This window comes from Dyadobacter sp. BHUBP1 (assembly GCF_050587785.1).
Classification (GTDB): domain Bacteria; phylum Bacteroidota; class Bacteroidia; order Cytophagales; family Spirosomataceae; genus Dyadobacter.
Window position 1 is genome coordinate 245,108 of the sequence record NZ_JBOBIH010000008.1, and the last position, 24,570, is coordinate 269,677.

Consider the following 24,570-nt stretch of genomic DNA (forward strand, 5'->3'; position numbering starts at 1 on the left):
AATATAGATTATAAAAATTATTATGCAAGCATACTATTGTCAAAATAAATGAAAATGACCGCCTTCCACGGACGGTCATTCGCAATGCAGCGTAGGCATCTGCTATTTCTTAAAAATCCTGAATTGCTTCACCAGCTCTCCGTTGTTTTCTACTCTGATAAAATAGATTCCTGCGGACAATCCGATCGCGTCCAGGTCCAGGTTTGCGAGCTCATCCGACACCTTCACCAGCGAATTGGCAACAGGCATTCGCTTACCTGCTACCGTGACAATCTCCCAGCTCAGATTGTCGCCAGGCTTGTATTCGGGGAGTTTGATATTAACAATACTTTCTACCGGGTTCGGATAGAACGCCCAGTCTTTCATGTTTTTGCTGATATCCACCTTATCTCCTGCCGAAATACCGAATTCGATGGAGTTCGTAACCACAGCGGAGTCTGCTCTGAACGCGGTAACGGTCAATGTATATCTCCCCACATAAGGCGCAAAACCGGTGGCATCTTCATACAAGGCGTACGGAAAAATCGCCGTTGTTGACTTTCTGCGGAAAGGGCCGTTCAAATCGAACGAAACTTTGTCGTACTCGAAATTCCCATACGCATACATATTCAGCTTTGCAGGTAAGGAGTCATAAGGGATTACATCATCGCCAGACAATTTCCTGATCACCCGCTGATCCACTTTACTGCCGCCCTGTACAAGTTCAAAACGGAGCTCGGGAGTTTGCACCAGCAATACCAGCGGGATTTCCACGTATGCGCCCGCGTTGTCGTATGCGCGGATAATCAGCCGGTACTCGCCCTCCTCAGTAGGCGTTCCTGAAAATTCATTGAGCGCAAACGTAAGCCATGAAGGCCGGTTTTGTACGGTAACCGATGAAATGTAGCCATCTGCGTCACCGAAAATATTGGTAGGCAGAATATAGCTGAACGGCATGTTGATCTGCGCATATTTCGTAGGCAACCCGCTCGTGGCGAATGGCGGGGAGTTCAAGAACTGTGGCTCGACGACTTTAACTGTAAAATAAGTTTCCACAAATGCATTCAAATCATCGTATGCTTTGAGGATAATGCGGTAATCGCCCAATTTGGTAGGCGTACCACTCAGTACCCCATTCGAAAATGTCAGCCAGGAAGGCAGTTCACTGGCCTCCACTTTAGTAATGCTTCCGTCCGGATCAACAAATGCGGTTTTGGGAATGGCAATGGTAAACGGCTTGTCCACTGCCACCAGCTGGTTGGAGAAATTACTGTCGACGGTCGGCGGTTTGTTCGCATTCTCGCGGGTATCCACACGAATGGTAAAAAAAGCTTCCGCCGAACCGCCCTCGTCGTCGATCCCCTTTACTGAAATGCGGTAGTCGCCGAGCGTCGTGGGCCTTCCCCTCAAGACGCCGTTCTCGTAGCGCAGCCACGCGGGTAACGCGCCCACGTCCACACGAACGATCTTGCCATCCACATCAGAGAAGGTATCGATAGGAAGCCTGTATTCAAAATCTTTGTTAACCGGAATGATCTGCATCGGCACCGGTCTGAAGACGTAGGGCATGTTATTGGACGCATCGTCCCAATAACTTGGTGATAAAATGTCCTCGATCAAACGAATCCGGACCGGGCGCGGCTTCGCCGGATCGGCATAGGCACGTTTGGCCCATTCATCGTAAATCACCCCTTGTGCGCCGCCTTTTTCGGTCGCCGCCGACAAGCGGTACGATACCGAGTCGGCATACACGATGGGCGTCATTGGTTTGTTCAGCCAGGTAACTACGCCCTGCCTCAAAAAGCCTTCGGCGCGGGCCATCTGTTCTTTTGTCGAAATCACCGCGGCCACCACATTCGCTCCATGCTCGAAGTTTTCGTTGATCTGCTTCATATGAGCGGCATTATCAAGGTACGAACTCACAAAGAGTTCATTGGCTGTGATAAAACCCGCAGGCGCATCGCTTTTCAGAATGTCCACCGACCACCGGTGATCATGTGCCGCCAGATTGTCGTTAACCTTGATCCCATCTGTTTTTTCGTTGAGATCGCGAAAACCCAATGTTCCCCGTGTGGCTGATTGCCCATCGAATACCGACCCGTAATCCGACACATATTTGATACCCGGATCGACGCTTTTAACCGCCGCCACCATTTGCTCGGTAAACCTTTTGAGCATCATGTGACGATAAATGTACCAATCCTTTCCATAGCGCTGACGGAACGAAAGGTTAGGCTCCCAGGCAGTCGCCGGCGGATTTGCCTCATCGAACGACTTGAAAGTCATCCCCCACAGGTAATTGATCCGCTCGATCTTTTTGTATTTCCCTTTAACAAATTCCTTAAAACCCTTCACCATGGAAGGAGAATAATCGTAGACAGCCGCATTCTCCTTACCATTTTCGATCAAACCGCCGCCATATTCGCCTTCCTGCGTACCTGTGCAGGTTACCGACACATACAGCAGTTTTTTCTCGGTCTGCAAATACTTATAGTGATTCATTACCTCTTTCACAAAGGCTACTCCCTTATCCAGAATAGGCTGGTTATCAAATCCGAAAAAAGTATCCCCATAACCACTGAGCAGGGACTTACCGGAATGGCTGATCTGACTGTCGGAAACGTCCCAAAAGCCTTTGATGCGCGTGCTGTGCCGGCCGAGGTGAATGCGCAATGCTACCTTCATGCCCAGGTCAGTCGCAATTTTGATCTGCTGGTCGTACTTAGCCCACTGTGGTGTATCGGTAGGAGAATTTAAATAAATTTTGTCCCAGGGAATGGTGATATATACCGCATTGAGCCCGTAACTCTTTGCTGATCGGATCAGGTCCGGCTCCGGACCGATATCGTCAGGGTTAGTAAGGTTCAGGAGCATCAGCGCAAGATAGCGCTGGTTATCTGTTTCAGTGGTTTTTTGCGGGCTTTGCGCTGCCACAGGGCCAGCCCATATGAAGACTGTCAGCAATAAAGCAATACGGATCAAAAACTTAAACGCGCACGTAGAATTGAGCATACTAACAGGTTTTGTCAATTAATTCGATCCATTCATTATATCCGTTTTCCACATTGAAGCGGCTTGCCACTTCGATGCTCCGGGCGCTATCGGTTTTGATTTCTCCATTCATCAACGACCGCATCGCTGCTACCATCTGCCGGACGCTTAGATCGTCGGTAACGACGCCCATTCCATCCTTGATAAACTCAGAAACGCCTCCGGAAGGAAATGCAACAATAGGCTTACCCAGCAACGCAGCTTCTATCATCACCAGTGGGAAAGGGTCCTGCCGTGAGGTAAGCAGAAAACCATTTCCCATATTAAGATAGGCATAATAATCTTCTTTCTGCTTGCCGACCAGGTGAATTTTGGTCGCAGACGTGTTGTTGGCGCAGCGTTGCTCGGTATAATACACCAATCCGTCGTCAATCGTTGCACCGACCCACACCAGATGTACCCGCGGATCATTCACCTCGGCGGCAATATCGGGCAGCATATCAAAACCCTTGCGCTCGGAGGTCATTCCCGACAATACCCAAACAAATGCATCCGCCGGGATACCCAGCTTCCTCCGCAATTCAGCGGAACGATTATCGTCCTTTTTTACCAGAGAGGGGTCGATAAATGAGTAAAGCAACCCTACATTTTTCCCTCCGGCATCTTTCAGTGAATCACAAGTGGTTTGTGAGCACCCTATCAGCAGCTCCGAGTAATCCACAATGCTTTTGAAGTCGGGCGCGCTCAGGTACGCGTATGTGAGCGGCATTTCGTGAAAATGGGTAATTACCTTAATCCCGAATTCCTTGGCCACCACGATCGTCTCGGGGATCATCGTCGTATTCACATACCAGAAATCGGCATTGAAACTTTTAGCAAGCTTCCTTAATGCTCGTAACGTGGGATTAATGCCCAGGTGGAAAGAAATTTTCTCGATCGTATTGAATTTGCGCGGGGCAATATGGACGGGAATGTCCTGAGGAAACTCGGCGAGCAGCTCGCCATTTGCGAAACTGACGATACCGACGTCGAACCGCGAACGGTCTATTTTTTTCAAAATGTACAACAGCATCATTTCCGATCCTGTCCGTGTGGCATAGGGCGTAAAAAAGAGGATTCTCTTCTTGGTTTGATTCATGCAGAGGCAGTTAAGAGGTCGATGTTCTCCTGGGGCTTGATTTTGTACAGCCCTTCGCGGAGGAACAGCGTTTTCCAGAAATATTTTAAAAGAACGCGTGTCTTCCTTACATATATATGTTGTGTGCGAAGTTCCGAGAACGGATTTCCGCTTTTCCTCAAATTAAACAGCATTTTCCACCCATAAACCACCGGCACCATAAAAATGTAATGCAGGATCAGCATGATGTACTGAAAAATACCGTACTGTTTCCTTACCCACAGGAAATTGGAAACCTGCATCTGGGTGCTGAACCGGTTGATCCACGAAATATGCGTCCGCCGGAACGGGTTGTTGTTTTCCAAATGGATAAAAGTGCAATCCTGAAAATAACACAGCTTGCCCAGCTTTCCCAACCGGCCCGACCATTCCACGTCTTCGCCGTACATAAAAAACTCTTTGCTGAAACCGCCTGTCTTTTCAAAACCTTCCCTTCTTACAAACATGAAAGCGCCTACAAGCCAGTCGTGCTGATCAGGATCGGAGTAGGTCGGTTCTGGATAAAGTTTATTGATGACCTTATCTACCAGGCTGCTCGGGGGAAGTATGAAAAACGTCTTCCGGAACTCGTTAAAGCTTCGGTAGAAAGGCATCGGGGTGCCGTCGGGATAGTATTGCAATGCGCCACAGGCGATAATATCGGGCCGCTCGTTCATCCGGTGAAAGCACCGGCCGATCACATTATCGGTCAGCAGCGTATCGGCATTCAACAGCAGCAGATATCTGCCTTTGGCAATCTCCATGCCGCGGTTATTGGCAATACCAAAACCTGCATTATACTCCATATCAATCCACCGCACTTCCGGATGGGCTTCCCTCACCAATGCACCGCCGCCATTCTCAGGATCGTTGTCAACAACAATAACCTCATAAGTTACTCCGGAAGTGACCCGGTTGACAGAATCTAAGCAATTGATAATGAGTTGAGGCGTCCTGTAATTAATGATAATAATGGATACATCCATGAAAGCGGGCGTGCATGATGAAAGGGCAAAAATAAAAAATCTCCCCGGAAGATGGGTAACCATTCCGGGGAGACCTGTAAAATCAAGCCGAATGTTAGTCTACGGCCTAATTGAGCCTTTCATAAATGCCGGCAACGCCCTGTCCGCCACCAACACAGGCAGTTACCATGCCATATTTCTGGTCACGGCGCTTCATTTCGTTGAAAAGCTGGACGGAAAGCCTGGCGCCTGTCGACCCTAATGCGTGCCCCAATGCAATGGCGCCGCCATTCGGGTTCACGATCGCGGGATCGATGCCCAGCTCCTGGATCACGGCAAGAGATTGTGCCGCGAATGCTTCGTTCAATTCCACCTGCTGAATGTCGCCTAGTTTCAACCCGGCTTGTTTCAATGCAAGCGGCACGGCTGCCACAGGCCCTATACCCATAATGCGTGGGTCCACACCCGCAGTCGCGTACGACATCATGCGTGCGATAGGTTTCAGGCCGAGTTCATTTACGAGCCTTTCCGACATAACCAGCACAAATGCAGCCCCATCGGATGTTTGCGAAGAGTTACCGGCCGTCACCGATCCCCCTGCCGCGAAAACGGGTTTCAGTTTATTCAATGCTTCGACGGTCGTATCCGCACGAGGGCCTTCGTCCTGGCTGATGACCGTTTCCTTCGTTTTCTTCTTACCGGAAGCCTGGTCGAAATAAGTCTCTTTGACGGTTACCGGCACAATCCCGTCGGCAAACCAGCCTTCCTTCTGTGCACGCAGTGCCTTTTGGTGCGACTGAAATGAAAATTCATCCTGCGCCTCACGGCTGATATTGAAATCCTTTGCTACCTGTTCCGCCGTAAGGCCCATGCTGAGGTAATAATCCGGATTGGTATGTGCTATTTCGTAGTTCAAAGCGGTTTTCCAACCCATGGTGGGCACGAGCGACATCGATTCGGTACCACCTGCGATAATGCATTCAGCCATTCCGGCATGGATTTTCGCCGACGCCATCGCTATCGCTTCCACGCCCGAGCCGCAATATCGGTTGATAGTGATTCCTGATACATTTTTAGGCAGCGACAGCAATGCCACGTACCGGCCCATCTGCATGCCTTGCTCGGCTTCAGGCACGGCATTGCCCACAATCACATCGTCCACACGGGTAGGATCCAGCTGCGGGGTTTGTTCCAGCAAATGCTTGATCACCGTTGCACCCAGGTCGTCGGGACGTGTAAACCGGAAACCGCCTCTCGGCGCCTTGCCCACCGCGGTACGATAACCCGCAACAATGTATGCGTTCATATTGGATCTGTTTTTGAATCGATATTAATGCAGGCCACCTCGGTAGTATGCCTGCATACCATTCGTAAAAATAGGTATTAATCCCAAAACAACAAACCGCCGGAGTTTGTTTTCCGGCGGTTTGCAACTACCAAGTCTTTGCTGATGGAGTTTTCAATTTTTAAGAAGGAATGTGCCCTTGTTCCAGCTCTTTAGGGCGTTTTGCGCTATCGGGCATGACGATCCAAAGGATAATGTAAAACAAAATGACAGGGAAAGTCACCGGAATGAAAACTGCGAGCACAAACAATACACGCATAATCGTGACGTCAATATCGAAGTAATCGGCTAATCCTGAGGCTACTCCGCCGATCATTTTGTTGCTGGTGTTACGGAACAATCTATTGTGGTTCATGGCTATGTCTGTTTAAATCGTTTGGATGTTTCAAAGGTACTATGCATTACCTAGTAGTCGTTTTAAATTCGTACAAACGGTCTTACACCATTGGCACGGGTGATTTTTGAGGATAGATAAATGGATATTAAAAGATTAGATATGCATTAGGATTCTGCCGGATATTGCGTAATACTATTGGCAATGAATTACCTTTGGGATTGTAAATGCGGGTTTTGCTGACAATGTGACACGCGATTTGTGGCAGGCTCAATATTTTATAAGGAAAAACCGGTTAAAAAACATACATCACATCATGTTTAAAATATTTTCCAAGCTATTTGGCACGAAATCGGAACGGGACCTCAAAGAACTGACCCCGTACGTTGAAAAGGTAAATGCCGAATATGCCCTCCTGGCCTCCCTGTCGAATGATGAGCTCCGGGCACAGTCCGCGAACTTGAAACAACATATTGCCGATCAACTGAAATCTGTCGATGAACAAATAGCAGCGTTGAGACAGCAGGCAGCCGACGAGCCGAATGTGGACAGTAAAGAGGCGATCTTCAAGAAAATCGACGCGCTCGAACTGGAAAGAAATAAAGAACTGGAAAAAGTATTGCTTGATATTCTTCCGAAAGCATTCGCGATCGTGAAGGACACGGCGCGCCGTTTTACAGAAAACGACAAACTGGAAGTAACCGCCAACTATTTTGACCGCGAAGTAGCCACTAAAAAATCGAATGTGACCATTAGCGGCGACAAAGCCATTTGGAATACAACCTGGGACGTGATCGGCCAGCCTATCAAATGGAACATGATCCATTACGATGTGCAGTTGATCGGTGGTGTGGTGTTGCACCAGGGCAAAATCTCCGAAATGGCGACCGGTGAAGGTAAAACCCTCGTAGCTACCCTTCCTTCATTCCTGAATGCGCTCGCAGGACAAGGCGTTCACATCGTAACCGTGAACGATTACCTCGCCAAACGTGACGCCGAATGGAATGCTCCGCTCTTCGAATTTCACGGGTTGAGCGTCGACTGTATCGACCGCCATCAGCCCAACACCATCGCACGCCGCAATGCGTACAAAGCAGACCTTACTTACGGTACCAACAACGAATTCGGCTTCGACTACCTGCGTGACAATATGTCACGGACGCCGGAAGAACTTGTGCAGCGCAAGCACCATTTCGCGATGGTCGATGAGGTCGACTCCGTATTGATTGACGACGCCCGTACGCCATTGATCATCAGCGGACCGGTACCACGCGGCGACGAGCAGGAGTTCCTTGAACTGAAACCCCGCGTTGCGAGGATCGTGGAGGCGCAAAAACGCCTTGCCATGGACTTCCTCAATGAAGCCAAAAAGAAAATCCAGGCTGGTGATAAAAAAGAAGGCGGTTTGGCACTGTTCCGCGCGCACCGCGGTATGCCGAAATACAAGCCTTTGATCAAATATCTCAGTGAAGGCGGCGTGAAAGCCATTATGCAGGAATCGGAGGCGATTTACCTGGCTGAAAACCAGAAACTGATGCCGCAAGCCGATGCCCCGCTTTACTTCACGATCGACGAGCGCCATAACAGCATCGAACTGACCGAAAAGGGGATCGACTTCCTCACCGGCGAATCGGAAGAATCCAATTTCTTCATTCTCCCCGACATTGCTGTCGATCTGGATGCGATCGAAAAAGACACTTCGCTCAGCGAGCACGACCGCGTGATCGCGAAGGAGGCTCTGATCCGCGATTATTCAGTCAAAACAGCCCGTATTCACACCGTAAACCAGCTTTTGAAAGCATTTACATTGTTTGAAAAAGACGTGGAATACGTGATCATGGACGGAAAGGTGAAGATCGTCGATGAGCAAACCGGCCGTATCATGGAAGGCCGCCGCTATTCCGACGGCTTACACCAGGCAATCGAAGCGAAGGAAAATGTGCGCGTAGAAGACGCTACGCAGACCTACGCGACGATTACCCTGCAAAACTACTTCCGGATGTACCACAAATTAGCTGGTATGACCGGTACCGCGGAAACAGAAGCAGGCGAGTTCTGGGAAATCTATAAACTCGACGTCGTTTCGATCCCTACCAACAGAGGAATTATTCGCAAAGACCAGGAAGATAAAGTTTACCGCTCAGTTCGCGAGAAATACAATGCAGTAACCGACGAAATCGTAGAACTCGTAGAAGCCGGCCGGCCGGTACTCGTGGGTACGACTTCGGTTGAAAACTCCGAGATCATCAGCCGAATGCTGACGCTCCGCAAAATCCCGCACCAGGTTTTGAACGCGAAACAACACCAGCGCGAGGCGGAAGTGGTTGCCGAAGCCGGTAAACCAGGAACTGTAACGATCGCCACCAACATGGCTGGCCGTGGTACCGACATTAAGTTGACGCCGGAAGCGAAAGCCGCAGGTGGTTTGGCGATCATCGGTACGGAACGCCACGAAAGCCGTCGCGTCGACCGCCAGTTGCGTGGCCGTTCGGGACGTCAGGGTGACCCGGGTTCATCCCAATTCTTCGTGTCCCTGGAAGATAACCTGATGCGTCTGTTCGGTTCTGACCGTATGGCGAAGGTAATGGACCGCATGGGCCTCGAAGAAGGCGAAGTCATCCAGAGCAGCATGATCACGAAGTCGATCGAACGCGCGCAGAAGAAAGTGGAAGAGAACAACTTCGGAATGCGGAAGCGCCTGCTCGAATACGACGACGTGATGAACTATCAGCGCGACGCGATCTATACCCGTCGACGCAATGCATTGTTCGGAGATCGTCTGGCGGTAGATATCGCCAACACATTGTTCGATGTGTGCGACGAAATCGCGACTACCGCGGGAAGCTACGCCGAACTGGAACTCGCGGCCATTACCACATTGGGCATGGAAGTTCCTTTCAGCGAGGCTGAATATGGCGCGATGAAGCCTGCCGACCGTTCACAGAAACTGTACGACGCTGCCGAAAAACAATACCAGGACAAAAACGATGCGATTTCAGGCAAAGCACTGCCGGTTCTCCGCTCGATTTACGCGGAACGCGGTGCGGTCATTTCGGAAATCATGATCCCATTCACCGACGGTATCCGTCAGGCGGGTGTAGTGGTAGGCCTTCAAAAAGCGATCGAAAGCGAAGGCAAAGAGATTACCCGTGAAATGGAGAAAGCGATTGTGCTTTCGCTCATCGACCAGGAATGGAAAGAGCATTTGCGTGAAATGGACGATTTGAAACAGTCGGTTCAGAATGCCGTATTCGAACAGAAAGATCCATTGTTGATCTATAAATTCGAGTCGGTGGAGCTCTTTAAACGCTTCCTGAGCAAAGTAAACTTTGATATGATCTCCTTCCTGATGAAGGCCGATATCCCGCAGGAAGAAGCGGCACCGCCAACCGCCGTACCACAACAGGTACGCCGTCCGGAACCAGCGCCCGAGCTGCATACCAACCGCGAGGAAGACTACGACGTTGAAACCGACACATTCCATTCACAGGAGTCGACGACCAAAGCGCAGCCTGTTCGTACCGTTAAAATCGCCGACCGTAACCAGCGCGTTTCGGTTCAATACCGCGATGGCCGCATTGTCCGCGATGTGAAGTTCAAGAAAGTAGAACACGAGGTGAAAAACGGCGATTGCGTCGTGGTTGACGTGCATGAAGATTAGTCACTTATGGTCAGAATTGGTCAAGCTTAGTCAGGTGTGGTCAGTCAAGAGTAGTCACTTATAGTCAAGGGTTGACATTAATAGTAATGTGAGAGAAGAATAATTCTCAAAACAATCATAACAACACCTGGCAAATGACCGCATCTGACAAAAAATGACCATACATGACAACACATGACTACAAATGACCCCTTGACAATACCTGGCAAAAACTGTCGGTAAAATACAGCCCTGGCGCCAAGCGTCGGGGCTTTTTCGTTGCCGGAAAATCAGGATTTATGCGATATTTGCATTTCGGAGACCATCATTAACAAAAAACGAGCCTGCATGAAACTGCATAGAGAAGGATATACGATCATGGCTGTAACGGCCATTGTACTGATCATGATCAATTTAGGGATCAACTATCTCCTTCCCGACGGCTATTGGATCCCACGTCTGACGCTAATCGCCAGCATCGTGATTTTCTTCCTTGTAGTGCAGTTCTTCCGCGTTCCCACGCGTGTTGTACGCAAGAGCGACCGCGAAATCGTGGCTCCGTGTGATGGTAAGGTCGTTGTGATTGAAGAAGTGGTTGAGACAGAGTATTTCAAAGGCCCACGCCGCCAGATCAGCATCTTCATGTCGCCATTGAATGTGCATGTCAACTGGAACCCTATCAGCGGGGTAATTCAATATTTTAAATACCATCCAGGCTTGTACCTTGTTGCATGGCACCCGAAGTCCAGCACAGAAAACGAACGTACGACGGTTGTAATCCGCAATAAGGAAGGTGTCGAAGTACTATTCCGGCAGATCGCAGGCGCGGCCGCACGTCGTATACGCTGGTATGTGAAGGAAGGCGATAAAGTGGAGCAGAGCACCGAGATGGGCTTTATCAAATTCGGGTCCAGAGTCGATCTTTACATTCCCCTGGACGCCGAAGTCAATGTTAACCTTCAAGACAAAACGGTAGGTAGCGTCACTGTGCTGGCGACATTAAAATAAACGCCAGCTCAGAATCTGCTCAAAAAACTGCGGTACCGCGCTTGGATACACCACAGCCATAAAAACCATCCCGAAAATGGCCCCGTACATGTGCGCACTGTGGTTCACATAACTGGTCCCGCGTCGCGCTTCGTAAAATGAATACCCGAGGAACAGCAAGCCAAAAATGAATCCGGGCATGCAAATAAAGAAATAAAGGCAAATCTGCATTAGCGGTGCATATAATATCGCCGCAAAAAGCACCGCCGATACTCCACCGGAAGCTCCAAGAGAATTATACTTCGAATTTTTACGGTGCTTTAAGAAGGTCGGAATGTCGGAAACTATAATACCCACCAGGTAGAGGAACAGGTAATAAAACGTCCCGCTTGGCCCGAAAAGCATTGAAAACAGCCGCTCGATGCTCTCTCCCACAAACCACAGGGAGAGCATATTGAAAATCAGGTGCCCAAAATCTGCGTGCACGAAACCCGAGGTCACAAACCGGTAGTATTCGTTGCGTTGCGTCACGCGGTAAGGATTCAGGATCAGCTTATCCATCAAGCTGTAATTGTTGAAAGCGTAATAGCTGATCCCAGAAGTTATGATCACTAAAATGAGGGTAATCGACATATAATGGATTATTTTTTGATAAGATTACTTTTCCCGCGCCACAAGCTGCTCTACAAACTGTAAAAGCACTTCTTTCTGAACGCTCTCCGTGCGCAGTTGCTGTAAACTAGCCATTCCTCGCGAAAAATATTCATTTATTTTACGTTCGGTAAATGCCCGGATGTCCAGTGCATCGTAAATACTGGTTACAGCGGCTACTTTCTCCGCATTATCGAACGTATCAAGGTTTATCCATCGGTCGAGCTCAGTTTTCAAACTACCTCCCGATTTTGACAATGCCTCAATCAGCAAGAATGTCTTCTTATTGGCGATAATATCGCCGCCTACCTGTTTCCCAAATTTGGCAGGGTCGCCGTAAACATCCAGCAAATCATCTTTCAGCTGAAAACCGATGCCCATATTCTCACCCGCCGAATACAAAAGTCTTGTTGTTTCCTCATCCGCCCCGGCAATCATCCCCCCCAGCTCCAATGCGAAACCGAGCAACACCGACGTTTTCAGGCGGATCATACCGATGTACTCTTCCTCCGTCACATCCCAGCGTGTTTCGAAATTCATATCGAGCTGCTGGCCTTCGCACACTTCCGCGGCTGTCTGGTTAAACCGGCTCAATACCGCCCGCAGCTTGTTCGGCGCCACATCCAGCAGCAGGTCATAGGCACGGATCAGCATTACATCGCCCGACAGAATGGCTGTATTCGCATTCCATTTCTCATGTACGGTAGGCATACCCCTGCGCAGGGGCGCACGGTCCATGATATCGTCGTGCATAAGTGTGAAATTGTGGAAAACCTCCACCGCCATAGCCGGTTTCAGGGCTTTTTCAATATCCGTATCAAAAATAGAGGCGGCAAGCAGCGTCAGCAACGGCCGGAAACGCTTCCCGCCGAGCGACATGATATAGGTTATCGGCTCATAAAGCTCCTCAGGCGCATCGCCATAGGAATGCCGGTCAAATTCAATCTGAAGTTTTTCAAGTAATGATGTGGGTTGGATCATGCGAGGCCTAATATTCATTTTATGAAACGTAAAATTGGCGAATCGTGCCGACAATCGCTCTATAAGTTGTCAAATCCCCGACGCAACCAGGTCGAAAATTGCTTTATCAACTATAATTTTCAAACGATTCACTAATTATTAATGCTTTGAAAGTTTGACCCCAAAAGCAGCCACACTCTTTCACATTATCAATAACTTTACCCCAATCAACAAAATCCGCTTTCAATGCCTTTCTTCCAATATTTTAACGGCGAAATCGTCCCGCTCGACCAGCCCGTTTTTCAAACCAGCGACCTTGGCTTACTGCGGGGTTACGGATTATTCGATTTTTTCAGGACTTATAATGGCGTCCCGTTCCGGTGGGACGATTACTGGCAACGCTTCGAGAATTCGGCGCGGTTATTGAAACTGCCGCTTCCGGTGACCCAGCAAGAGACGGAAAAGATCCTGGCCGATTTGCATTCTATGTCCGGGGAGGCAGAAGTAGCGTTCCGGTTTGTACTCACCGGCGGCTATGCGCCGGATAGCGTGCATGTGGTGCAACCCAATTTACTGATCCGCACCGAAGCATTGCCCCAGGATAACCCAGCCGGCCGTTTGAAAGGTATTAAAGTGCTACCTTACGAATATGTTCGCGATTTACCGGAGATTAAAAGCACCAATTATGTGCATATGGTGCTCATGGCCGACGAAATGAAACGCCAGCAGGCCGCAGATTTGCTTTTTCACAAAGACGGTGAAGTGAGCGAACTTACACGAAGCAATTTATTCGCATTCCAGGGCGATAAGCTTGTTACTTCTGACCGCAATGTCCTCAATGGCGTAACACGCCGTGTGGTGATCGAGCTTGCCAAAGCAGATTTTGAGGTGGAAATACGTCCGGTTACCTACAAAGAAGTGATTACCGCCGACGAAGTGTTCACGACCAGCACCACTAAATGGGTAATGCCCGTGGTGCAGATCGGCGACCAACCCGTTGGAAATGGGCTAGCCGGCAAGCGGACTTTACATTTGCAGAAGCAATTTGAAGAACTGGTAGCCCACTGGGGCAAATAATAAAAAGTGGCAATCCCGCGCGGGAAAGCCACTTTTTGACTACACTTCGTAATAAGCACTTATTTAGTTAGGCGCAATAGGTGATTGCAAATTGACGATCGGCCAGATTCCCGGCGTGGGGACGCTCACGCCTTTAGTGGCGCCCCTGGTAGCTGCGTCGGGGCCGAAATAGTACAGCGGCCAACCTTTATAAGTAAGCTGTTTCTTTCCAAACACATCAATCGTGCTGAACAATGCCTTATCGACACCCGTTGGCAGCGATTTCAGGTCGGCCGTGTAAATAGGCCAGGTCGCGTCATTCGAGAAATCGGGTTTGGTGTAGTTATTCTTGTTGTTTTTATCCTTTACAAACGCGTACAATGTCCGTCCCTTACCGTCGGTGAAGAACTGGGTGGCACCGGTACCCTCGGTGTAATCCGATTTGTACGATTTTCCATCGTTGCCCACTAGCTGGCCACTGGCAATCATAATGGTGTAATCCGTTTTGGCGGCAAACCAAACTGTGCCCACATTATCTCCATTGGCATCTCCGCCAGCCACATCATCCTTATAATAGTAAAGCGGCCAACCTTTGTAGGTGGTTTGCGACTGGCCACCGGTTGTAATCGTTCCGAAATCGGCCTTATCCAAACCCGCGTCGAGCTTGATTGCCGTCAGGTCCCCCGCCGAATAGATGGGCCAGTTGACCAGGCACTGTCCCGTGCAAGTCGAGACGCCGGCAGGGTCTTTCGAGAAGAAATAGAGTGGTCTGCCATCCTTGTCTGTAAGGATTTTACCACCTACTTTGGCATTGTCTTTCAATTGAACATCGTTGGTAGGGGTTGGTGTAGGATCGGTCTTGTCGTCGTCCGAGCAAGAGAAGCTGACGGCCATTAACAGCCCCAATACAACCAGCATTCTGGAAGTTGAAAAGATTTTCATCGGATTTAATTGTGATTTGTTAGAGATGAATTGGATACGTCGCGATTACGACCAAATCTTTCCGATGGTTGCGTGTATGGGCTAAAACAAAAAAGCATAACCGGTGAGGGTTATGCTTTGAAGCTTTTATGGCGAGGAGCCAATCAGGTATTCCAACCCTGCGCCGTGAGCGGCACGCGGGAATCGCCCTTGGTGTGAAGCTCCACTTCGCCCTTTTTATCGGTGATATAACCTACAAAAGTAATTTTGGGATTATTCTTGATCTGCTCGTAGGCCGATTGCGAAACCGTGAAAAGCAGTTCGTAATCTTCGCCGCCATTCAATGCTGCGGTCGCCGCACCAATGTTCAGTTCGGATGCCGCCAGGTAGGTTTGTTCGTCGATCGGCAGCCGCTCTTCGAAAACCACCGCGCCCACACCCGATTGCGCGCATATATGCAGAAGATCGGAAGCGAGCCCGTCCGATAAGTCGATCATCGAAGTCGGTATCACTCCGGCTTCGTCAAGTTCGTAAACCACGTCCATTCTCGCTTCGGGGCGCAACTGGCGCTGGATCACGTAATCCTTTCCTTCCAGCTCCGGTTGCATATTCGGGTTGGCCAGGAACACCTGTTTTTCTCTTTCGAGCAATTGCAGGCCCATATAGGCTCCACCCAGGTCGCCTGTTACACAAAGCAAGTCGTTCGGCTTTGCCGTATTCCGGTATGCGATCTTGTCTTTTTTGACCTTGCCAAAAACACTTACGGATATGATAAGCCCCGAACGCGAGGAAGTGGTATCGCCGCCTACGAGATCTACATTAAAATCCTTGCACGCCAGCTTCATTCCCTCATAAAGCTCGTCCACAGCTTCCACCGAAAAGCGGTTGCTTAATGCAAGGCTAGTCGTGACCTGCCGCGGAATGCCGTTCATAGCCGCGATGTCGGAGATACCTGCCGCGATGATTTTATAACCAAGATGTTTGAGCGGGAAAAACGTGAGGTCGAAATGAATGCCTTCGAGGAACATATCGGTAGTCAGCAAGCCGAATTCTTCGCCCAGATCGATCACCGCCGCGTCGTCGCCTATGCCCCGGACAGTGTCCGCCAATGTGGTCCGTATTCCTTTATTTATTCTTTGGATCAGCCCGAATTCTCCCAGGCTGCTTATTTCAGTTCTTGTTTCCATGCCGCAAAATTATACAAAAAAGCGAAGCCATTCCCGCATTGGAAATGGCTTCGCGATGGATATGCGATATTGACTTTCCGCTTACGGGTTGGTCAATGTGTATTCATTAATGGTATTACCCGTTTTAGGACTTGCCGTGAGTCGTGTGAGCACCACTTTCGCATCGTCGATCGAGTTGATCGTGAATTCGAGCTTCCCGCCTGAGCCGGTGGGCGCAGGGGTCAAATTAGTGAGTACCAGCTTGGTATCGCCTTCCACGTCCCAGTTTCCGGTGAAAGTTTTGCCATCAACGTCCGTCAGGCTCACTGTTTTTGTACCGCCGGTGTTGGTAAGCGTCAGCCGGAAGCCGGAGTAAGCGGCTTCGATGTTCCCGGAACCGCCACGGGTATAAACCACCGTCGCACCGTGCTTAACAGATTCTGCGGTCCAGGCCTTTGCGATCCTTTCTGATACAGGCTTAACCTTGTCCTTACAGCCCGCGGCAACCAGCCCTAGAATCATCACCGAACACCAAAGAAGAGCGTAACTTTTTCTCATATTTTATTTTTCGTGAATGTCTTTTCAAAACGCCAAGTTCTCACATTTTAGTCTTATAATCAAAATATTCATGACAGATCGTTTTCTAAATTTTCCAACGGAATACCCTTATCGCTAAATTGCACGCTAAAACAATATAATGAAAGTATATACCAGGGCACAACTGGCACTTCGCAACGGGCAGGACCGGGAAGAAATATGGTGTGCATATAAAGGAATGATTTACGATGTAAGCGCATCGCGGCTCTGGCGCAACGGCCACCATTATGAGCACTGGGCCGGCCAGGACCTTACCAAGGAACTCGGCGACGCCCCACACACCGACCGCGTTTTCGAGCGGTTCAATGTCATCGGCAAGCTGCAATTACCCGAATAACCCTATTGAAAGATTCCCATATGTCTTCCAAATATATCCTCATTGCCGACAGCGGTTCTACCAAAACAGACTGGGCTTACATTCACATGGAAACCGGCAATTATCAACCGGTGCAGTCCGCGGGCATTAACCCGTTTTACCAGACGACCGAGGAAATAATTCCCGTCCTGCAAAGCCAGGTCGTGCCCGGCATCGGAGGGGACATTGAGGAAATCCATTTTTACGGTGCCGGGTGTGCCAACGAGCAGTCCAGTTTACCTGTTACCAATGCATTGAAACACTGCTTTCCCTCCTCCACGGTTGTGGAAGTGGCTTCGGATATGCTCGGCGCGGCGCGCGGGTTATGCGGGCATGAGCCCGGGCTCGCATGCATATTGGGCACCGGCGCGAACAATGCGTTTTTTGACGGCCACCGCATTGCGCATTCGATCGGCTCGCTGGGTTTCTGGCTGGGCGACGAGGGCAGCGGCTCCTACCTGGGCAAGACATTGGTCGTGCATTACCTGCAAAACGAGCTGCCGGAGGATCTTCACGAAAGTTTTACCAGGGAATATCCCGGCCTCGACCGCCTTACCGTGCTCGATCATGCCTACAAAAAGCCTTATCCGAACCGGTACTTTGCTTCGTATTCCAAATTCATTGCTGAAAATCGTACCCATGAATTCATTCGGGATTTGCTCAGTAATGCATTCGGGTTATTTGTAAAAAAATATGTTTTGAAACATGCGAATGCGGCGCAATACCCCGTGCATTTCACTGGTTCAATCGCGTATTACTACCAGGATATTCTTCGGGCGGTGCTGGAAAATAATGGCTTGAAAACCGGCCGGATTCTGAAATCGCCTCTGGAAGGATTGATCGGCTACCATCTATCCGATTTAAAAGCTTAAAAAGTTAATGAAATGTTAAACAGCACAACGCCGGTCATGTTACGGCTGGCACGGCTGTTTAATTGAACGAATGGCCGTATATTTATTGGTCATTTCGAGTTAGTTATGTCAAGACGTACCATTCAATCCCTCACGGTTTTTTCTGCATTGCTCATTATCGGTGTGGTTATTACGCAGATTTACTGGGTAAAACAGGCGCTCGACCTCCGGCACCGGCAGTTCAACCAGAATGCCCACATAGCATTGCAGGACGTAGCCGGCAAACTCGCCAACGTGTGCGGGGTAATGCAAACCACCAATCCCGTCGAGCAACTTTCACCGGAGTATTTTCTGGTGAACACCAACGCCACCACCCAGCCTGAAATGCTCGAACATTTTATCAAGGACAGTTTTCAAAAACATAACCTGATCACCAATTTCGAGATCGGAATTTACGATTGTACCACCAACCGCATTCGCTACGCCATGTCGTTGAGTACAAAAAACAATGATAAAAATCCCGCCAAAACGACCAACTGGGTTAAAACCGACAAATACCCCTATTACTTCGGCGTGCGCTTCCCCGAGCAGGAAACCTATTTCGCGGGCAGTATCAATGGGGCCATCTGGTCGTCGGCGCTGGTTATGGTGGCAGTGTCGTTCTTTGCGTATGCATTATTTGTGATTTTAAGGCAAAAACAGCTCTCGGAAGTGCAGCGTGATTTTGTCAATAACATGACCCACGAGCTGCAAACGCCTATTTCGACGATCCGCATTGCGGCCGATGTGCTGAATTCCGATAATATCGTGTCCCAACCCGTGCGGCATAAGCGGTATGTGCAGATCGTGCAAGACGAGATCCTCCGCTTGCAGGGCCAGGTGGAAATGGTACTCTCCATGGCCAAAGCCGAACGCGATGCACTGCATTTGCAAAAAGAAAGGCTCGATGCCCGGCAGATGATCGAATCCATCCTGCTGCCTTATGAAGAAAAGGTGCGTTTCCAGGCTAATGCAACCAACAGTATGATTGAGGCCGATCCGTTCCACCTCCGCTGCCTGATCAGCAACCTCGTCGATAATGCATTGAAATATTCCGACGATGTTCCCGATGTGGTGGTGGAAACATACAATAAAGGCAATAACCTCGTTATAGCTGTCCGCGACCAGGGCATTGGCATTGCGCCCGAATACCAGAAAAAGGTGTTCAACCAGTTTTTCCGCATTCCTTACGGCGATGTGCATAATGTGAAAGGCTTCGGGATCGGTTTGAGTTATGTCAAACAGATCGTTCGGGCGCACCGCTGGCACCTCGGCCTGGAAAGTGCCCTGGGCAAAGGCAGTACATTTAAAATTACTATTCCGCAGAAACACGCTTGATGAAAAAGAGAATCCTGTATGTCGAAGACGACCCCAATCTGGCATTTGCCACCAAGGATAACCTCGAACAATACGATTACGAAGTCGTACATGCTACCGACGGCGCCGAAGCGCTGGAATTTTTCGGAAAAGAACATTTCGACATTTGCGTGCTCGATATCATGCTGCCCAAAATGGACGGCTTTACATTAGCGGAGAAAATCCGCGCTTCCGACAGCCAGGTGCCTATTCTCTTTCTTTCCGCTCGCTCGATGCAAGAGGACAAGATCAAAGGCCTCAAACTCGGCGCCGACGATTACGTTACGAAGCCATTCAGTATCGAGGAACTGAAACTCCGGATCGACGTCTTCCTCCGCCGCAGCAAAGCCGATTCGGTATTGGTAGTGAAGCCCGGCAGCAAGCAGATCGGGAAATATGTGTTTGATTTTCAAAAGCTGACATTAACCCTCGACAGCAAATCGCAAAGCCTCACCTTCCGCGAAGCCGAAGTGCTGAAATTCATGGCCGAACGCACCGATCAGGTAATTCGCCGCGACGAGCTTTTGAAGGCCATATGGGGCGACGACGACTATTTTATGGGCCGTAGCCTTGATGTTTTCATTTCGAGATTGCGCAAATATCTCTCCGGCGATCCGGACATCCGCATTGATAATGTGCACGGTGTGGGTTTCAGGATGAGATGGTAAAAAGGTGTTTTTTTGAAAATTTGTTTTGTCCTTACTTGCTCAACAAAAATTAATTACGCATCTTTGCACCCTCATTTGGAAAAATTGTAAGTCATGGCTAAGGTTTGTCAAATAACAGGTAAAAGAACTCGCGTCGGAAATAATGTTTCCCACGCTAACAATAAAACAAAACGTAAATTCTTCCCGAATTTGCAAAAGAAACGTTTCTTCCTTCCTTCATCAGGAGAGTGGGTTACGTTGAAAGTAGCAGCTTCTGCTCTTCGTACCATCAACAAAAACGGTATCGAAGCAACTATACAAAAAGCATACGACAAAGGAACGCTTACGTTCTAAAAGGAATTTTACGAATTTATTTGGAAAAGGACTTTCCTCCGATCGGGAAGTCCTTTTTTTCGTGGATTGATTATTCCAGACCAACTCGTAATGGTAGCAACCGGCCAGGTTTTTCTGTTGTTAGGCTCCAACCTCGGCGATCGCCCGCAGGTACTCGCAGCCGCGCGTGAAGCCATTGCCGAACAGGCCGGAAGCATTACCTGTCAGTCGGCGATATATGAAACCGCTCCCTGGGGCATTACCGACCAACCGGCGTTCCTCAACCAGGTACTCGAAATTACCACCTCCCTCCAGCCTGAGAATCTACTCAGGATCATTCTCAACATCGAGCACGACCTCGGGCGCGTACGTTACGAGCGCTGGGGCGCACGTGTGATCGATATCGACATACTGTATTTCGGGCAAACCGTCATGGATTCCGCTCGGCTTACATTGCCACACCCACGCATTCAGGACCGCCGTTTTGTATTGGCACCCTTAGCTGAAATCGCGCCCGACTTTATTCATCCCGTTTTACAAAAAACCTCCTCCCAATTACTGGAACAATGCCCCGACACATCTACCGTGTCAAAAATACCTTGAAATAGTACCATAAGCGTTTTCCCTATTTCATTTCGGGCTCAAAGCCATTTATTCAGGTTTTTTACCAGTTCATCATTTTTTACTGTCTTTTTAGGCTGATTAACACGTGCTTTGTCGGGCCCGTTAAGAAAATGTCGAAATATTTTTTAGTCGTCGGCAGGGGGTATATCCACACTGAGTTGTCACGGAGAAAAGGAAAAATTCAATTTGATCGTCTGTAAGAATGACTGCCTTCGCTCACAGCAACATAAACCAATTTGATAGTAAACAAACCAAGTCCATGAAAAACAGAATACTCAAATGCCTTCTATTAGCCTTGATCAGCCTGCCGGCGCTCGCACAGAACCGGCACTCCGTGAGCGGTTACGTCAAAGATAACTCCAACGGTGAGGGGCTCATTGGCGTATCCGTTTACGTACGTGAAGCCGAAACCGGCGTGGTTACCAACCCTTACGGTTTTTATTCACTCACCCTTCCCGATGGCAAGTACACGCTCGTATTTAGCTACATCGGTTACCAAAAGGTGACCCGCGAGGTGATACTCGACGGCGACAAGACCGTGAGCATCGAAATGGCCGACGAAAGTAACCAGCTCGCGGAGGTGACGATTTCAACACAAAAAGAAGATGAGAACGTCCGCAGTATCGAAATGTCGGTGAACAAGGTGGAAATGAAAACCATTCGCAAAATGCCTGCATTGCTCGGCGAGGTCGATTTGATCCGCAGCATTCAGTTGCTTCCCGGCGTGACGACCGTCGGTGAAGGTGCTTCGGGCTTTAACGTGCGTGGCGGGGATGTTTCTCAAAACCTGGTATTGCTCGATGAAGCGCCGGTTTACAACTCTTCGCACTTGTTCGGGTTTTTCTCGGTATTCAACCCGGACGCGGTGAAAGACGTGAAGCTCATCAAAGGCGGTATTCCCTCGCAATACGGCGGCCGTATTTCTTCCATTCTCGACGTGCGTATGAAAGAAGGTAATGCCAAGAAGCGCGAAATCAACGGCGGTATCGGTTCGATATTCTCCCGCCTGACTTACGAACAGCCTTTTGCAAAAGGAAAAGGGTCGTTCATCGTGGCAGGCCGTCGTTCGTACATTGATATTCTGGCAAAACCTTTTTTGAACTCGGATTTGAAGGATTCCAAATTCTATTTCTATGATTTGACGGCTAAGGTGAATTATCAATTGGGTAATAAGGATACCTTTTATGCCTCGGGTTATTTTGGAAAAGACGTGTTCGGCGGCGGAGATTTCGGCTTCGGTTGGGGCAACAAAACGGCAACAGCCCGCTGGAACCACATTTTCTCGAACAAGCTTTTCATGAACCTGACCGGATATTACAGCAACTACGATTATAACCTGGGCCAAAACCAGAACAAACCCGACGCAAAAGACAAGTTCGACTGGAAATCAAAAATCATCAGCACCAGTATCAAACCCGATTTTACATTCTATATTACCCCTAACAACCAGCTGACGTTTGGTGGCCAGTATATTTATTATGATACACGCCCGGGCAAAGCGACCTTCGTTTCGGAAGGCGATATGCAGGACATTAGCCTCGAACCACGCTATGCCGACGAGTCTGCATTATATGTCGGTAATGAATTGAAATTCGGCGACCGCATTTCATTACAATATGGCGTGCGCTACTCCTATTTCCGCAGCCTCGGGCCGGCTACCGAATACGAGTATGCCGACAAGGGCAAGGGCGTCCGGAAGGATCCTATTTTCCCGGGTACCGAATATAAAAGAGGTGATGTGATCAAAAGCTACGGCAATCTGGAACCCCGTGCGGCATTGAATATCGGTATCACCAGCAATGCGTCTATTAAGGCAAGCTATAACCGCACATCGCAATACCTGCACTTGCTTTCCAACACCGCAGCCAGTTCTCCACTCGACGTCTGGACTTTGAGCGGTATTAATATCAAACCCGAAAAGGCTGATCAGGTAGCGTTAGGCTGGTTCCAGAACTTCCAGGATAATACTTACGAGGCTTCTGTGGAATTGTATTATAAAAAACTCTACAACCAAATCGACTATGTGCCGGCTTCCGACCTGCTGCTGAACGAATACTTCACCGGCGACCTGTTGTTCGGTAAAGGCAGGGCCTACGGAGCTGAGTTTTATGTAAAGAAAAACAAAGGCAGACTGACCGGTTGGGTTAGCTATACGCTTTCGAGAACAGAGCGTTTGGTCGAATCCATTAACAATGATGATTGGTTCCCCGCCCGTTTTGACAAACCGCACAACATTACGGCGGTAGCGATATACGAACTAAACAAGCGGTTATCCCTGTCATCCAACTTCACGATTCAAAGCGGAACCCCGGCAACATTCCCGACCAACCGTTATAGCACTGGTGGGTTTGAAATTGGCAACAATTACAATGGCCTACGCAACAACAGCCGCATTCCCGCTTACCACCGCCTGGATCTGGCCGCGACATTGAAAGCGAAAAAGAAGCTTTTCAAAGTCGGCGAGGGCGAATGGGTATTCTCGGTGTATAATGTTTACAACCGCCGCAACCCGTTCTCTGTCTACACACGGGTCAATGAGGATAACCCGCTTAAAACAGAAGCCGTACGCTATTCAGTGATCGGAAATTTCATTCCTTCCGTGACCTACAACTTCAAATTCTGACACCAGCAAACTGAAATCACGCCAGAAAAACAGCAATGATGAAAACATTAAAATATATCAAATACCCTGCATTGTTCGCGCTTGCATTGATGTCCCTCACAAGCTGTGAGGATGTGATCGACCTCGATACTGCAAACGGTCCCTCCCAACTTGTCGTAGACGCCTGGCTTACCAACCAACCCGGTGAGCAGGCCATCAAATTGTCGTGGTCGCAAGCTTATTTCGACAATAATGCCCCGAAACCCGTGCTAGGTGCGCAGGTAACTGTTACCGACGACAAAGGCAAGGTTTATAAATTCGAAGACACCGACGGCGACGGCAAATATACCTGGGGTAAAACCACAGCCGACACGCTCGGGCACGTCGGCCGCACCTACTCACTCAAAGTCGTGAACGGTACGGATACGTTCACCGCCCAATCAGCGCTCAAACGCGTACCAACCGTCGATTCTGTGGTGTACCGGCACGAAAAATGGCCTTTCGAACCCGACAAAGGTCCCCGCGAAGGTTTTGTTGCCTCATTCTACGCACGTGATCTCGAAGGCGTGGGAGATACCTACTGGATCAAACCGGTGATCCGCGGTAAAGCGGTGGTAGAAAAAGCTGCCAACATTTCCATTGCCTACGATGCTGCATTCGGTGCCGGCGCCCCATCCGACGGGCTGATATTCATCCTTCCATTACGCGAATCGATCACGACCGATTCATTGTACTCGGCAGGGGCTCAAATAGGTGTCGAACTGCACAGCATTACCTATGAGGCATTTGAGTTTCTGAAACAGGTAAACGAGCAAGGTACGAATGGCGGATTGTTCGCCACTCCAATCGCCAACGTCCGGTCAAATATCATCAATGCCGATCCCAAGGGTCCGAAAGCACTCGGATTTTTCAGCACGTCAGCAGTGAGTCGCATGGAAACGGTGATCGACCCGGAAAAAGCCCGTCCCGACAACGACTAAAATTACACTTCAACAGCAGATGTATCCACTGGAGA

At 49.3% G+C, this 24,570-nt stretch carries 21 protein-coding genes; 11 read left to right on the forward strand and 10 right to left on the reverse strand.

Annotated elements, in window-relative coordinates:
- Nucleotides 1-102: 102 nt before the first annotated feature.
- The 5 genes from ACQ4MZ_RS26215 to ACQ4MZ_RS26235 all read right to left on the reverse strand — a co-directional run bounded on the left by ACQ4MZ_RS26215 (nucleotide 103) and on the right by ACQ4MZ_RS26235 (nucleotide 6,791).
- Complete coding sequence (locus tag ACQ4MZ_RS26215) at nucleotides 103-2,991, reverse strand: putative Ig domain-containing protein (RefSeq protein ID WP_430850141.1); 2,889 nt, start codon at nucleotides 2,989-2,991, stop codon at nucleotides 103-105.
- A 1-nt stretch (nucleotide 2,992) separates the two neighbouring features.
- Nucleotides 2,993-4,108, reverse strand: coding sequence for a glycosyltransferase (locus ACQ4MZ_RS26220; RefSeq protein WP_430850143.1), 1,116 nt, complete (start codon nucleotides 4,106-4,108; stop codon nucleotides 2,993-2,995).
- On the reverse strand, nucleotides 4,105-5,112 hold the full coding sequence (locus tag ACQ4MZ_RS26225; protein WP_430850145.1) for a glycosyltransferase family 2 protein: 1,008 nt from the start codon (nucleotides 5,110-5,112) through the stop codon (nucleotides 4,105-4,107). Before ACQ4MZ_RS26225 ends, ACQ4MZ_RS26220 begins: the two co-directional genes overlap by 4 nt.
- Before the next feature lie 106 nt (nucleotides 5,113-5,218).
- Nucleotides 5,219-6,397, reverse strand: a complete 1,179-nt coding sequence (locus ACQ4MZ_RS26230; RefSeq protein WP_430850147.1) for an acetyl-CoA C-acyltransferase — start codon at nucleotides 6,395-6,397, stop codon at nucleotides 5,219-5,221.
- Nucleotides 6,398-6,557: 160 nt separating this feature from the next.
- Nucleotides 6,558-6,791, reverse strand: coding sequence for a PspC domain-containing protein (locus ACQ4MZ_RS26235; RefSeq protein ID WP_430850149.1), 234 nt, complete (start codon nucleotides 6,789-6,791; stop codon nucleotides 6,558-6,560).
- Nucleotides 6,792-7,086: 295 nt separating this feature from the next.
- On the opposite strand from ACQ4MZ_RS26235, the gene secA reads away from it, so the two are divergent.
- Nucleotides 7,087-10,431 carry a preprotein translocase subunit SecA gene (gene secA, locus ACQ4MZ_RS26240; protein WP_430850151.1) on the forward strand — a complete coding sequence of 1,115 codons (3,345 nt, stop codon included), beginning with the start codon at nucleotides 7,087-7,089 and terminating at the stop codon, nucleotides 10,429-10,431.
- A gap of 327 nt (nucleotides 10,432-10,758) precedes the next feature.
- Nucleotides 10,759-11,418 (forward strand): phosphatidylserine decarboxylase family protein, encoded by a 660-nt coding sequence (locus ACQ4MZ_RS26245; RefSeq protein WP_430850153.1) that lies wholly within the window; start codon nucleotides 10,759-10,761, stop codon nucleotides 11,416-11,418.
- On the opposite strand, the gene ACQ4MZ_RS26250 is transcribed toward ACQ4MZ_RS26245, so the two are convergent.
- Complete coding sequence (locus tag ACQ4MZ_RS26250) at nucleotides 11,410-12,030, reverse strand: rhomboid family intramembrane serine protease (protein ID WP_430850155.1); 621 nt, start codon at nucleotides 12,028-12,030, stop codon at nucleotides 11,410-11,412. The two genes, ACQ4MZ_RS26245 and ACQ4MZ_RS26250, sit on opposite strands and share 9 nt — an antisense overlap.
- A gap of 24 nt (nucleotides 12,031-12,054) precedes the next feature.
- Nucleotides 12,055-13,029, reverse strand: coding sequence for a polyprenyl synthetase family protein (locus ACQ4MZ_RS26255; protein WP_430850157.1), 975 nt, complete (start codon nucleotides 13,027-13,029; stop codon nucleotides 12,055-12,057).
- 225 nt (nucleotides 13,030-13,254) lie between these two features.
- Here ACQ4MZ_RS26255 and ACQ4MZ_RS26260 point away from each other — a divergent pair, with 225 nt between their 5' ends.
- Nucleotides 13,255-14,085 carry an aminotransferase class IV gene (locus ACQ4MZ_RS26260; RefSeq protein WP_430850159.1) on the forward strand — a complete coding sequence of 277 codons (831 nt, stop codon included), beginning with the start codon at nucleotides 13,255-13,257 and terminating at the stop codon, nucleotides 14,083-14,085.
- Nucleotides 14,086-14,148: 63 nt separating this feature from the next.
- Here ACQ4MZ_RS26260 and ACQ4MZ_RS26265 read toward each other — a convergent pair whose 3' ends face one another.
- The 3 genes from ACQ4MZ_RS26265 to ACQ4MZ_RS26275 all read right to left on the reverse strand — a co-directional run bounded on the left by ACQ4MZ_RS26265 (nucleotide 14,149) and on the right by ACQ4MZ_RS26275 (nucleotide 16,709).
- Nucleotides 14,149-15,006: a COG4315 family predicted lipoprotein gene (locus ACQ4MZ_RS26265; protein ID WP_430850161.1), complete on the reverse strand. Its 858-nt coding sequence runs from the start codon at nucleotides 15,004-15,006 to the stop codon at nucleotides 14,149-14,151.
- A 143-nt stretch (nucleotides 15,007-15,149) separates the two neighbouring features.
- Nucleotides 15,150-16,172 carry a thiamine-phosphate kinase gene (thiL, locus tag ACQ4MZ_RS26270; RefSeq protein ID WP_430850163.1) on the reverse strand — a complete coding sequence of 341 codons (1,023 nt, stop codon included), beginning with the start codon at nucleotides 16,170-16,172 and terminating at the stop codon, nucleotides 15,150-15,152.
- 81 nt (nucleotides 16,173-16,253) lie between these two features.
- Nucleotides 16,254-16,709: a hypothetical protein gene (locus tag ACQ4MZ_RS26275; protein WP_430850165.1), complete on the reverse strand. Its 456-nt coding sequence runs from the start codon at nucleotides 16,707-16,709 to the stop codon at nucleotides 16,254-16,256.
- 139 nt (nucleotides 16,710-16,848) lie between these two features.
- On the opposite strand from ACQ4MZ_RS26275, the gene ACQ4MZ_RS26280 reads away from it, so the two are divergent.
- The 8 genes from ACQ4MZ_RS26280 to ACQ4MZ_RS26315 all read left to right on the forward strand — a co-directional run bounded on the left by ACQ4MZ_RS26280 (nucleotide 16,849) and on the right by ACQ4MZ_RS26315 (nucleotide 24,535).
- Nucleotides 16,849-17,085, forward strand: coding sequence for a cytochrome b5 domain-containing protein (locus tag ACQ4MZ_RS26280; protein ID WP_430850167.1), 237 nt, complete (start codon nucleotides 16,849-16,851; stop codon nucleotides 17,083-17,085).
- Between the two features lie 20 nt (nucleotides 17,086-17,105).
- The gene (locus ACQ4MZ_RS26285) at nucleotides 17,106-17,975 is read left to right on the forward strand and encodes an N-acetylglucosamine kinase (protein ID WP_430850169.1); all 870 of its coding nucleotides are present in this window, start codon (nucleotides 17,106-17,108) and stop codon (nucleotides 17,973-17,975) included.
- 105 nt (nucleotides 17,976-18,080) lie between these two features.
- Complete coding sequence (locus tag ACQ4MZ_RS26290) at nucleotides 18,081-19,331, forward strand: sensor histidine kinase (RefSeq protein ID WP_430850171.1); 1,251 nt, start codon at nucleotides 18,081-18,083, stop codon at nucleotides 19,329-19,331.
- The gene (locus tag ACQ4MZ_RS26295) at nucleotides 19,331-20,017 is read left to right on the forward strand and encodes a response regulator transcription factor (protein ID WP_430850173.1); all 687 of its coding nucleotides are present in this window, start codon (nucleotides 19,331-19,333) and stop codon (nucleotides 20,015-20,017) included. The genes ACQ4MZ_RS26290 and ACQ4MZ_RS26295 overlap by 1 nt, the downstream gene beginning before the upstream one ends.
- Nucleotides 20,018-20,110: 93 nt before the next feature.
- Complete coding sequence (rpmB, locus tag ACQ4MZ_RS26300) at nucleotides 20,111-20,350, forward strand: 50S ribosomal protein L28 (protein ID WP_090384950.1); 240 nt, start codon at nucleotides 20,111-20,113, stop codon at nucleotides 20,348-20,350.
- A gap of 90 nt (nucleotides 20,351-20,440) precedes the next feature.
- Nucleotides 20,441-20,932: a 2-amino-4-hydroxy-6-hydroxymethyldihydropteridine diphosphokinase gene (folK, locus tag ACQ4MZ_RS26305; protein ID WP_430850176.1), complete on the forward strand. Its 492-nt coding sequence runs from the start codon at nucleotides 20,441-20,443 to the stop codon at nucleotides 20,930-20,932.
- Between the two features lie 280 nt (nucleotides 20,933-21,212).
- Nucleotides 21,213-23,576 carry a TonB-dependent receptor gene (locus ACQ4MZ_RS26310; RefSeq protein WP_430850178.1) on the forward strand — a complete coding sequence of 788 codons (2,364 nt, stop codon included), beginning with the start codon at nucleotides 21,213-21,215 and terminating at the stop codon, nucleotides 23,574-23,576.
- 35 nt (nucleotides 23,577-23,611) lie between these two features.
- A complete protein-coding gene (locus ACQ4MZ_RS26315) occupies nucleotides 23,612-24,535 on the forward strand; it encodes a DUF4249 domain-containing protein (RefSeq protein WP_430850180.1) in 924 nt (307 codons plus the stop codon).
- Nucleotides 24,536-24,570 lie beyond the last annotated feature (35 nt).

Excerpts from the sequence above, each read along its gene's own strand:
- ACQ4MZ_RS26215 (WP_430850141.1), bottom strand. The coding sequence starts at position 2,991 with ATGCTCAATTCTACGTGCGCGTTTAAGTTTTTGATCCGTATTGCTTTA.
- ACQ4MZ_RS26220 (WP_430850143.1), bottom strand. The coding sequence starts at position 4,108 with ATGAATCAAACCAAGAAGAGAATCCTCTTTTTTACGCCCTATGCCACA.
- ACQ4MZ_RS26225 (WP_430850145.1), bottom strand. The coding sequence starts at position 5,112 with ATGGATGTATCCATTATTATCATTAATTACAGGACGCCTCAACTCATT.
- ACQ4MZ_RS26230 (WP_430850147.1), bottom strand. The coding sequence starts at position 6,397 with ATGAACGCATACATTGTTGCGGGTTATCGTACCGCGGTGGGCAAGGCG.
- ACQ4MZ_RS26235 (WP_430850149.1), bottom strand. The coding sequence starts at position 6,791 with ATGAACCACAATAGATTGTTCCGTAACACCAGCAACAAAATGATCGGC.
- secA (WP_430850151.1), top strand. The coding sequence starts at position 7,087 with ATGTTTAAAATATTTTCCAAGCTATTTGGCACGAAATCGGAACGGGAC.
- ACQ4MZ_RS26245 (WP_430850153.1), top strand. The coding sequence starts at position 10,759 with ATGAAACTGCATAGAGAAGGATATACGATCATGGCTGTAACGGCCATT.
- ACQ4MZ_RS26250 (WP_430850155.1), bottom strand. The coding sequence starts at position 12,030 with ATGTCGATTACCCTCATTTTAGTGATCATAACTTCTGGGATCAGCTAT.
- ACQ4MZ_RS26255 (WP_430850157.1), bottom strand. The coding sequence starts at position 13,029 with ATGATCCAACCCACATCATTACTTGAAAAACTTCAGATTGAATTTGAC.
- ACQ4MZ_RS26260 (WP_430850159.1), top strand. The coding sequence starts at position 13,255 with ATGCCTTTCTTCCAATATTTTAACGGCGAAATCGTCCCGCTCGACCAG.
- ACQ4MZ_RS26265 (WP_430850161.1), bottom strand. The coding sequence starts at position 15,006 with ATGAAAATCTTTTCAACTTCCAGAATGCTGGTTGTATTGGGGCTGTTA.
- thiL (WP_430850163.1), bottom strand. The coding sequence starts at position 16,172 with ATGGAAACAAGAACTGAAATAAGCAGCCTGGGAGAATTCGGGCTGATC.
- ACQ4MZ_RS26275 (WP_430850165.1), bottom strand. The coding sequence starts at position 16,709 with ATGAGAAAAAGTTACGCTCTTCTTTGGTGTTCGGTGATGATTCTAGGG.
- ACQ4MZ_RS26280 (WP_430850167.1), top strand. The coding sequence starts at position 16,849 with ATGAAAGTATATACCAGGGCACAACTGGCACTTCGCAACGGGCAGGAC.
- ACQ4MZ_RS26285 (WP_430850169.1), top strand. The coding sequence starts at position 17,106 with ATGTCTTCCAAATATATCCTCATTGCCGACAGCGGTTCTACCAAAACA.
- ACQ4MZ_RS26290 (WP_430850171.1), top strand. The coding sequence starts at position 18,081 with ATGTCAAGACGTACCATTCAATCCCTCACGGTTTTTTCTGCATTGCTC.
- ACQ4MZ_RS26295 (WP_430850173.1), top strand. The coding sequence starts at position 19,331 with ATGAAAAAGAGAATCCTGTATGTCGAAGACGACCCCAATCTGGCATTT.
- rpmB (WP_090384950.1), top strand. The coding sequence starts at position 20,111 with ATGGCTAAGGTTTGTCAAATAACAGGTAAAAGAACTCGCGTCGGAAAT.
- folK (WP_430850176.1), top strand. The coding sequence starts at position 20,441 with ATGGTAGCAACCGGCCAGGTTTTTCTGTTGTTAGGCTCCAACCTCGGC.
- ACQ4MZ_RS26310 (WP_430850178.1), top strand. The coding sequence starts at position 21,213 with ATGAAAAACAGAATACTCAAATGCCTTCTATTAGCCTTGATCAGCCTG.
- ACQ4MZ_RS26315 (WP_430850180.1), top strand. The coding sequence starts at position 23,612 with ATGATGAAAACATTAAAATATATCAAATACCCTGCATTGTTCGCGCTT.